The sequence below is a fragment of the Oleiphilus sp. HI0123 genome, assembly GCF_001635315.1.
In genome coordinates, this window is record NZ_LWGE01000424.1 from 1 (window position 1) to 6,474 (window position 6,474).

At 45.1% G+C, this 6,474-nt stretch carries 6 protein-coding genes; 2 read left to right on the forward strand and 4 right to left on the reverse strand.

The window, feature by feature from the left end:
• On the forward strand, positions 1 to 456 hold a 456-nt coding region (locus tag A3761_RS26865; protein ID WP_231881151.1), incomplete at its 5' end, for a hypothetical protein.
• Between the two features lie 9 nt (positions 457 to 465).
• Here the strand turns inward: A3761_RS26865 and A3761_RS04025 are convergent.
• Positions 466 to 3,633 (reverse strand): efflux RND transporter permease subunit, encoded by a 3,168-nt coding sequence (locus tag A3761_RS04025; RefSeq protein WP_068749859.1) that lies wholly within the window; start codon positions 3,631 to 3,633, stop codon positions 466 to 468.
• Positions 3,633 to 4,736: an efflux RND transporter periplasmic adaptor subunit gene (locus A3761_RS04030; RefSeq protein WP_082865095.1), complete on the reverse strand. Its 1,104-nt coding sequence runs from the start codon at positions 4,734 to 4,736 to the stop codon at positions 3,633 to 3,635. The genes A3761_RS04025 and A3761_RS04030 overlap by 1 nt, the downstream gene beginning before the upstream one ends.
• Before the next feature lie 314 nt (positions 4,737 to 5,050).
• Between A3761_RS04030 and A3761_RS04035 the strand changes: the two genes are divergently transcribed.
• Positions 5,051 to 5,731 carry a phosphoglycolate phosphatase gene (locus A3761_RS04035; protein ID WP_231872087.1) on the forward strand — a complete coding sequence of 227 codons (681 nt, stop codon included), beginning with the start codon at positions 5,051 to 5,053 and terminating at the stop codon, positions 5,729 to 5,731.
• 41 nt (positions 5,732 to 5,772) lie between these two features.
• Here A3761_RS04035 and A3761_RS04040 read toward each other — a convergent pair whose 3' ends face one another.
• Together A3761_RS04040 and A3761_RS04045 are read right to left on the reverse strand one after the other, a co-directional pair.
• Positions 5,773 to 6,045: a DUF6160 family protein gene (locus A3761_RS04040; protein ID WP_068553332.1), complete on the reverse strand. Its 273-nt coding sequence runs from the start codon at positions 6,043 to 6,045 to the stop codon at positions 5,773 to 5,775.
• A partial coding sequence (locus A3761_RS04045; protein ID WP_068749861.1) for a glutathione S-transferase family protein occupies positions 6,042 to 6,474 on the reverse strand: 433 nt, incomplete at its 5' end. The genes A3761_RS04040 and A3761_RS04045, both read right to left, overlap by 4 nt.

Genomic DNA, 6,474 nt, shown 5'->3' on the forward strand with positions numbered 1-6,474 from the left:
GATTATCGCTATAGCATGCGTTTACTACCAACAAGTATTGCTGCCCTACAATTAGGAGAGCTATACAGCGAGTCTCAGAATCAGGAACAAGCACTTAAGTACTATGCACAAGCAGCCCAGGCGCAAGGCGATATAGGTCAACAGGCAAAACTAAAACTGGCCCTAATCGAAATTAAGCAAACACCGGAAAAATACTTAAAGGCCAAGCATGTTCAAGACCCTAAAGGGCCTTTATTGGTGACAATAGAAAACCATAGTCCACTGAACATTGGCGCTCTACAGTTGCGCACGCAGCTAATTGACGCAAATGGAAAAGTAATTAAGATTGAAGAATGGTCAATTAACGAAACGATTCCGGCGCAAAAACGCAGCCCCTACTATCCTGCCAAAGTTGTTTATCACTTAAAAACAGGCGAAAAGGTTAAAACCAGCATTAGCTCGGTGACACTTGAATAGAAACACCAATTAGGAACCGTTTTGTTTGCTTGATATCCATTGGCGAGTATTAGCACCAAGTACCAGTAAAGCCGGTGTTAGAAACAAGGTGAGGACTGTGGCAAACGCCAATCCACCAGCAATGGCACTAGATAACTGAGTCCACCACTGTGTAGAAGGTGCACCAAAAGCTACGTCGCGATTGATAAAGTCGATATTCATCGATAAGACCATCGGTATCAAACCAAGAACAGTGGTTCCTGCAGTCAATAACACGGGTCGCATACGAATCTCACCCGTCATCAAAGCCGCCTGATAAGGGCTAACTCCATTGTTGATATACGAGTTATAGGTATCAATCAATACAATATTATTGTTCACAACGATACCTGCCAAGGCAATGATACCCAAGCCGACCATCACGATACCGAAAGGCTGAGCTGTGATCAGCAGGCCCAGTAAAACCCCCGCGGTTGAAAAGACAATCGCACTCAATACTAAAATACTCTGATAAAAGCTGTTGAACTGTATGACGAGAATCAAAAGCATTAGAAAGATTGCCGTCATAAAAGCCGTACCGAGGAATTCTGCTGTTTCCTTCTGATCCTGTTCTTCCCCTTTTACGGCGATGCGTACATCTGGCTTAAATTCTGACAGATCGAACTCAGCTTGCAGAGCTTGTAGGCGCTCGCTAGGTAGCAGTCCTTCAAGAACATCTGACTGAATCGTAATAGCCCGTTTACCGTCAACCCGTTTTATCGTGCCATTCTTCGGCGCAGGATTCAGCGACACAAAGTTACTAATGGGCACCATGCCTTTTGAGGTTTGGATTCTGAAATTATCAAACTGATTGAGGTTTCTGAACTGTTCAGGGAAGCGAATACTAATATCGACTTCCTCTATCGTATCGTCCGGTCTAAAGTCGGCAACGCGATAGCCGTTCGTAATCATTTGAATGGCGCTACCGATCAAAGCGATATCGGCACCAAAACGTGCTGCGGCCTCTCTATCTACATCTAGTCGCCATTCGATACCCGGTAGCGCTCGATCATCCTCAATATCTTTAAAACCTTCGAGGGCTTCCATCTTTGAGAGGATAAGCTCAACCGCTTGCTCAGTGTGCTCAGGGTAGATTGCACTAACCTGCAACTTGATCGGTTTACCGCCAGAAGGGCCATTCTCTGCTTTGCGAAACTCCAACTTTACACCTGAAATATCAGCGGTCATCGCCTCCATTTCTGTGAGAATTTCTGACGCTACACGCCGCTTATCCCAATCAACAAATTGAAACTGAATTGAACCGATCACATCCTCGGCCATTGCATTCTGAGCTTGATTGAAAGAACGGGCATAAATTGATTCAAGCTCGTTTTTGCCTTCAATCAGACTTAAAAACCGACGTTCAACCTGTTTTAACAAGGCATCTTTTTCATGTATCGATAAGTCACCTCTAGCGTGAATAAGAACCTGCGCGCTATCCGGTTCGACATCTGGAAAGAACTCTACACCCTTTCCGAAAGCCCCATAGGCGACATAACTGAAGACTATGACGCCCAGTGCACCGATAAATGTTAAGCCCGGTCTCTTCAGCAAGGCACTCAAGCTTGAAACATAGGCCCGTTTCATCACACCGGCTTCTTCATTCAATGAGCTTATTGTATGCGGATGACCTCCATCACGTTCATACTCGTCTACTAACTTCCCTTTAGCCTTAGTTTGCCCTCCTAACCATGAGCCTAAAACGGGCAAAAATACCAGAGCCATAACAAGCGATGCCATCAAACAAATCATCACCGTAATGGGTAAGAACTTCATGAATTCGCCGACAACACCCGGCCAAGCAATCAAGGGAAGAAAAACAGCCAGCGTTGTCGCGGTCGATGCGATGATCGGCCATGACATCCGCTTTGATGCACTTGCGTAAGCTTTCGCTGCCGACATCCCTTTACTTTGATTTCGTGAGGCTAACTCGGCAACAACAATGGCTCCATCTACCAACATCCCGACAACCAGAATCAAGCTAAACAGCACCACAATATTCAAGGTCAAACCCATCATATTAATAATCATAATACTGCTAAGGAAGGATGCTGGAATAGCTATGCCCACCAAGAATGAAGAACGTAAGCCCAAAGCTCCAACAATGACGATCATGACCATAATAATCGCGCTCGACACGTTGTTTTGCAGATCTTGGAGCATATCTCTGATTTCGCCCGACTTGTCGAGAATAAACGTTTCCTTGACCGCAGCAGGCCAAAATTGACGTTTTTCTTTAACAATAGCCTTAACGCTTTCAATCACTTCGATAATGTTTGAACCGACACGCTTTTTAACTTCTAAAGACAAAGCAGACTCCCCGTTTACACGAGCAAACCCTGTCGGGTCTTTAAAGGAGCGCCTTACCGTCGCAACATCCCTAAAACTCACCACCCTATCACCAACCACTTTGATCGGCAGGGCCATAATATCTTCCAGATCCTCAATAACACCCGGCACTTTAATGACATGACGACCATAACCACTATCTATGGCGCCAGCAGCAACCAACTGGTTATTACGATTAACAATGCTCAACACGGTCTCAAAGTTTATCTGGTATGTTTCCAGTACCAGCGGGTCAACAATAATTTCCAATACTTCATCGCGCTCGCCGCCAATATCGACTTCCAGCACCCCAGGAAGCGCCTCCAAGTCATCTCTTAGATCTCTCACAATAGCCAATAACTGCCGCTCAGGAATAGGGCCTGCCAAGCTCATGCTGAAAACTGGAAACAGAGCGACGTTTACTTCATTAACTTCAGGTTCATCACTACTCGCAGGTAGCTTTGATTTGGCACGGTCAACCTTTTCACGGACGTCATCCAAGGCCGTATCACTGTCAAAACCGGCATCAAATTCAAGCGTCACCGATGCATGCCCTTCGGAGGCAACGGAGCTCATCTCTTTGACACCCTCTATCGACTTAAGCTCTTTCTCCATTGGCCGAATAAGTAGGCGCTCGGCATCTTCAGGTGAAATACCCTCATGCGACATCGATACGTAAACAATAGGAATGGCAATATCCGGCTCAGACTCTTTTGGGATACTCTGATAAGCGGATATTAGTAAAAATACCAAGACCAACAGCACAGCACGGCGACGCTCTATCGCCCAGTCGATTGGCGTTTTTGGTGCCGTACCAAAGTACTCTTTCATTAAGAATCTACTCCTGACGCCTTATCTTCTGCCGAAACTCGAACAGGGCTGACCTTTTCACCAACCGAAACAAAACCTTGCCCGACGGTAATAAGCTCAAGCACCTCGGGTAAACCGCCTAGCCAAACACCATCATTCTCGCTGCGTAAGAGTTCAACCGGATATGCTTTTACCCGCCCCTCAACATCGAGTCCTTTAATTTGCAGTTCACCCTGACTATCAAGGCTTAATAATGAAGGAGAAAGTTTGTGGGCTTTTTGCTGGCCAAGCAAAATACTAACGCGAGCGCTTTGGCCAAAGCGTTTTACTTGAGACGAATTCTGCGCCAAGGCCTCTATTCTGAAAGCGCGTGTCGCCAAATCAGCAATGCTCGATATATAAGTGATCTTGCCCTTTAGCTCAGTACCATTGAGTAACTTTGCCTCAACCACTTGCCCCAAAGCTAATTTGGCAACGTGCTGCTGAGGAACATCAGCACTAATGATAAGCGCCTGATCGTCGACAATTGTTGCCAACACAGTGCCTGGAGCAACGTAGTCACCCTGCTCAACGTGTAAGTCATTTAAAACACCCGCAAAAGGGCTAAGTATATGGGTGTGTTCGATTTCCAGCTCAACCTCTTTAACCGCGGCTTCAGCCGCCATTACATTCGCCTGATTTTGTTGCAGCTGATTTTCGGATAAGAGATTCTTTTCCTTCAGACTTAAGCTTGATTTCAACTCGGCCCTTGCAACCTTAAGATCCGCTTTAGCCCTTGCCAAGCGAGCCTGCCTATCATTCATCGCCAAATTGAGCACACGTTGACCGGCTGTCATTCGATCACCTTTCTTGGCGATCAATTTAGCAATAGCTCCTTCGGTCTCAGCACGAATATCAACATTTCTATCGGCATCTATTTCACCTTGCAAGTCGATACGCTGTGTGAGCTCCTGTGCCTTAAACTGCTTTACGGTCACGCGGAACAAACCTTCATCGCGCTGAGATGATTCCGCAATAACGTCCTGTCCTTGGTGCTCGGCATCATCTTTAAAATTCCCCGATAGAATCCACAGGGTAGCGACTATTGCCATAACAATAGAAAAAACTAAAGAGCGGTTCATCATGCCTCACTTAAAAGCTAATCAATCAATAAAGGATGGCCATTTAAAACGTCAGTAAACTAAGGCCTTGAGTTAATATCGATAGCATACACTAGAAGGGAAGAAAATTTTATGACCAATAGTCACAAAAAGTAAAATATATTGAACTCATATTCAAATAGCCTGTTTTTAAACACCACTAAAGCTTCCTTTAACAATTAAATTTGCTCCTTAATCCCAATAGCATGCAAAGACACGACAGGATTCGAGCTGCCATGTAGAATAATCGATAAGATCATCAGAAAATATTCTGAAAACTAACAGTAATAGGATTACATGTGACACTTATTGAAAAGGTTTGTAGCAAACAGGCTCGGCTCATAATGTTTGATCTGGATGGCACCCTCATTGATTCGGTACCCGACTTAGCCTTTGCTGTCGACTGTATGCTGGTCGACCTACAACGAGAGAAAGCAGGACAAGATAAGGTTCGACACTGGGTGGGCAACGGTGCTGCAATGTTGGTAAAGCGGGCTCTAAGCAATAAGATGATACCCAAGAAAGTAGATGGAGAGCTATTCCAACAAGCCTATCAAAGCTTTTTAGATCACTACCAAGACGTCAGTGGCCGACAAAGTAAACTTTACCCACACGTCAGTAAGACCTTAAAACAACTAAGAGAGCACTACCCTTACCTGGCAGTAATTACGAACAAACCAGAGCAATTCACTCCGGCACTCCTAAAGGCTCATGACTTACCTGAATTTGACTTGATACTTTGTGGTGACTCTTTACCAGAGAAAAAGCCTCACCCGGCTCCGCTTCTGCACTGCATGAATACTTTGGGGTGTCATGTCAGCGAGTCAATCATGGTGGGCGACTCGCTGAGTGATATTAAGGCCGCTAAAGCGGCTGGCGTAGCTGTTATCTGTGTTGAATATGGCTACCACCAAGGAGAAGATCTTTCCAGTTATCAGCCGGAGGCCTTGATCAGCAGCTTTGATGAGCTAGTGAAGTAACTAAAGAAAGAAGAGTGAAAGTTCTGCAGTTCATACTTACGTCATTTATCATCAGACAAAACATACACGATTCTAGGAGGCTCGGGTATATTATAATCTTGCTGCTTACGCGATTTGCCATTACCTGAGTCACCAAACTTGTAGAGAATTTGACCTATCGACAACTTGTACTCAATATCGATGGTAATCCCGGCCTGGCCTTTTTGTTCTTCTAGTGATTGGTCATCCAGTTCTTTTAGCTCTGCAGAACTAAAAGAACTCAGCGCAAGCAAGCTTAAAGCTAATAGCTGATATCTCAATTTAAAGCACATCATTCAGCACTCACTTTAACAAGTGCCTGCTGACATGCTTCGCGCTCATACAAGGCATCTTTATAGGCTTTCATACCGGGCAATAACTCAAACTTAAAGCTTTCCGCCCAAGCTAGGGTATGCGCTAAAGCAATATCAACCATGCTAAAAGCATCGCCTAAGGCAAAAGTCGGAGACTCACCGATCAGCTTCGTCAGTGCCTTTTGTGCCTTTTCGAACTCCCAAAAAGTAGTCGGCAGTACATCAGCGACACGGTGTTCTTTAGGAATGGCAAAACGATGCTTGCCGTTGGTCCACAAAGGCTGCTCCAAGTCGGACAAGATAAAGAACATCAGTTGGTCATAATGACCACGAAGTACCGGATCCGAAGCAGGTGGACATAAGTTCTNATCAGATACAGCGCCAAGATAATTAACAATCGCAGCACTTTCA